This window comes from Listeria goaensis, from assembly GCF_900186125.1.
Classification (GTDB): Bacteria; Bacillota; Bacilli; order Lactobacillales; family Listeriaceae; genus Listeria; species Listeria goaensis.
This window is the reverse complement of record NZ_FYBQ01000024.1, coordinates 1-3,280: the sequence shown is the minus strand read 5'-3', so window position 1 is coordinate 3,280 and position 3,280 is coordinate 1. Positions and strand designations below refer to the sequence as shown.

Annotated in this window: 2 rRNA genes; both read left to right on the top strand. The window is 51.1% G+C overall.

From position 1 onward, the window contains the following. The first annotated feature begins 166 nt into the window (after positions 1-166). Positions 167-3,098, top strand: a 23S ribosomal RNA gene (locus CFT42_RS14640). A gap of 78 nt (positions 3,099-3,176) precedes the next feature. Next, positions 3,177-3,280 (top strand): 5S ribosomal RNA (gene rrf, locus CFT42_RS14635); the annotation flags it as partial.

The following is a 3,280-nucleotide window of genomic DNA, read 5'->3' as shown; positions in this document are numbered from 1 at the left end:
TGTTCTTTGAAAACTAGATAAGAAAAGTTAGTAAAGTTATCACAAGTGGAAACACTTGTATAAAAGTAACCGAGAATCAACTGAAAGTGTATCTTTCAAATGAACCGACGTTTATCATCGCTGGTAAACGCGATTCAGATTAACCGGACTTCGAAGAAGTCTATGAGGTTAAGTTAGGAAGGGCGCACGGTGGATGCCTTGGCACTAGGAGCCGAAGAAGGACGGGACTAACACCGATATGCTTTGGGGAGCTGTACGTAAGCGTTGATCCAGAGATTTCCGAATGGGGGAACCCACTATCTTTAGTCGGATAGTATCCTTATGTGAATACATAGCATAAGGAAGGCAGACCCAGGGAACTGAAACATCTAAGTACCTGGAGGAAGAGAAAGAAAAATCGATTTCCTGAGTAGCGGCGAGCGAAACGGAAAGAGCCCAAACCAAGAAGCTTGCTTCTTGGGGTTGTAGGACACTCTATACGGAGTTACAAAGGAAGGCTATAAATGAAGCGGTCTGGAAAGGCCCGCCAGAGACGGTAAAAGCCCGGTAGTTGAAATAGGCTTCTCTCCAGAGTGGATCCTGAGTACGGCGGAACACGTGAAATTCCGTCGGAATCCGGGAGGACCATCTCCCAAGGCTAAATACTCCCTAGTGACCGATAGTGAACCAGTACCGTGAGGGAAAGGTGAAAAGCACCCCGGGAGGGGAGTGAAAGAGTACCTGAAACCGTGTGCCTACAAGTAGTTAGAGCCCGTTAATGGGTGATAGCGTGCCTTTTGTAGAATGAACCGGCGAGTTACGATTTGTTGCAAGGTTAAGCGGAAAAAGCGGAGCCGTAGCGAAAGCGAGTCTGAATAGGGCGCATGAGTAACAGGTCGTAGACCCGAAACCAGGTGATCTACCCATGTCCAGGATGAAGGTAAGGTAATACTTACTGGAGGTCCGAACCCACGCACGTTGAAAAGTGCGGGGATGAGGTGTGGGTAGCGGAGAAATTCCAATCGAACTTGGAGATAGCTGGTTCTCTCCGAAATAGCTTTAGGGCTAGCCTCGAGGTAAAGAGTCATGGAGGTAGAGCACTGTTTGGACTAGGGGCCCCTCTCGGGTTACCGAATTCAGATAAACTCCGAATGCCATGTACTTATACTCGGGAGTCAGACTGCGAGTGATAAGATCCGTAGTCGAAAGGGAAACAGCCCAGACCACCAGTTAAGGTCCCCAAATATACGTTAAGTGGAAAAGGATGTGGGGTTGCTTAGACAACCAGGAGGTTGGCTTAGAAGCAGCCATCCTTGAAAGAGTGCGTAATAGCTCACTGGTCGAGTGACCCCGCGCCGAAAATGTACCGGGGCTAAACGTATTACCGAAACTGTGGATGAACCACTAAGTGGTTCGTGGTAGGAGAGCGTTCTAAGGGCGTTGAAGTCAGACCGGAAGGACTGGTGGAGCGCTTAGAAGTGAGAATGCCGGTATGAGTAGCGAAAGAAGGGTGAGAATCCCTTCCACCGAATATCTAAGGTTTCCTGAGGAAGGCTCGTCCGCTCAGGGTTAGTCGGGACCTAAGCTGAGGCCGATAGGCGTAGGCGATGGACAACAGGTTGATATTCCTGTACCAGTGTCAATTGTTTGACCAATGGGGTGACGCAGAAGGATAGGGAATCGCACGAATGGAAATGTGCGTCCAAGCAGTGAGTGTGAGAAGTAGGCAAATCCGCTTCTTGCGAAGCATGAGCTGTGATGGGGAAGGAAATAAAGTACGGAAGTTCCTGATTTCACGCTGCCAAGAAAAGCCTCTAGGAAGAGAGATACTGCCCGTACCGCAAACCGACACAGGTAGATGAGGAGAGAATCCTAAGGTGAGCGAGAGAACTCTCGTTAAGGAACTCGGCAAAATGACCCCGTAACTTCGGGAGAAGGGGTGCTCTATTAGGGTGAAAGCCCGAGAGAGCCGCAGTGAATAGGCCCAGGCGACTGTTTAGCAAAAACACAGGTCTCTGCAAAACCGTAAGGTGACGTATAGGGGCTGACGCCTGCCCGGTGCTGGAAGGTTAAGAGGATGGGTTAGCTTCTTGCGAAGCTCAGAATTGAAGCCCCAGTAAACGGCGGCCGTAACTATAACGGTCCTAAGGTAGCGAAATTCCTTGTCGGGTAAGTTCCGACCCGCACGAAAGGCGCAACGATCTGGGCACTGTCTCAACGAGAGACTCGGTGAAATTATAGTACCTGTGAAGATGCAGGTTACCCGCGACAGGACGGAAAGACCCCGTGGAGCTTTACTGCAACCTGATATGGAATGTTTGTACCGCTTGTACAGGATAGGTAGGAGCCGAAGAATCGCGTGCGCCAGCATGCGAGGAGGCGCTGGTGGGATACTACCCCCGCTGTATGACCATTCTAACCCGCCACGCTTAGCGCGTGGGGAGACAGTGTCAGGTGGGCAGTTTGACTGGGGCGGTCGCCTCCTAAAGAGTAACGGAGGCGCCCAAAGGTTCCCTCAGAATGGATGGAAATCATTCGCAGAGTGTAAAGGCACAAGGGAGCTTGACTGCGAGACTGACAAGTCGAGCAGGGACGAAAGTCGGGCTTAGTGATCCGGTGGTTCCGCATGGAAGGGCCATCGCTCAACGGATAAAAGCTACCCCGGGGATAACAGGCTTATCTCCCCCAAGAGTCCACATCGACGGGGAGGTTTGGCACCTCGATGTCGGCTCGTCGCATCCTGGGGCTGTAGTCGGTCCCAAGGGTTGGGCTGTTCGCCCATTAAAGCGGCACGCGAGCTGGGTTCAGAACGTCGTGAGACAGTTCGGTCCCTATCCGTCGCGGGCGCAGGAAATTTGAGAGGAGCTGTCCTTAGTACGAGAGGACCGGGATGGACGCACCGCTGGTGTACCAGTTGTTCCGCCAGGAGCATCGCTGGGTAGCTATGTGCGGCAGGGATAAACGCTGAAAGCATCTAAGCGTGAAGCCCCCCTCAAGATGAGATTTCCCATTTCTTCGGAAAGTAAGATCCCTGAAAGATGATCAGGTAGATAGGTTTGGAGTGGAAGTATGGCGACATATGGAGCGGACAAATACTAATCGATCGAGGACTTAACCTTTTAATCTGGTTTTCGTTACTTTGTAACTCAACACTTTTCTTCTCTAGTTTTGAGAGAACAACGTTCTTTCTTTCATTGTCTGGTAGTTATGGCGAGAAGGTCACACCCGTTCCCATCCCGAACACGGTAGTTAAGCTTCTCTGCGCCGATGGTAGTTGGGGGCTTCCCCCTGTGAGAGTAGG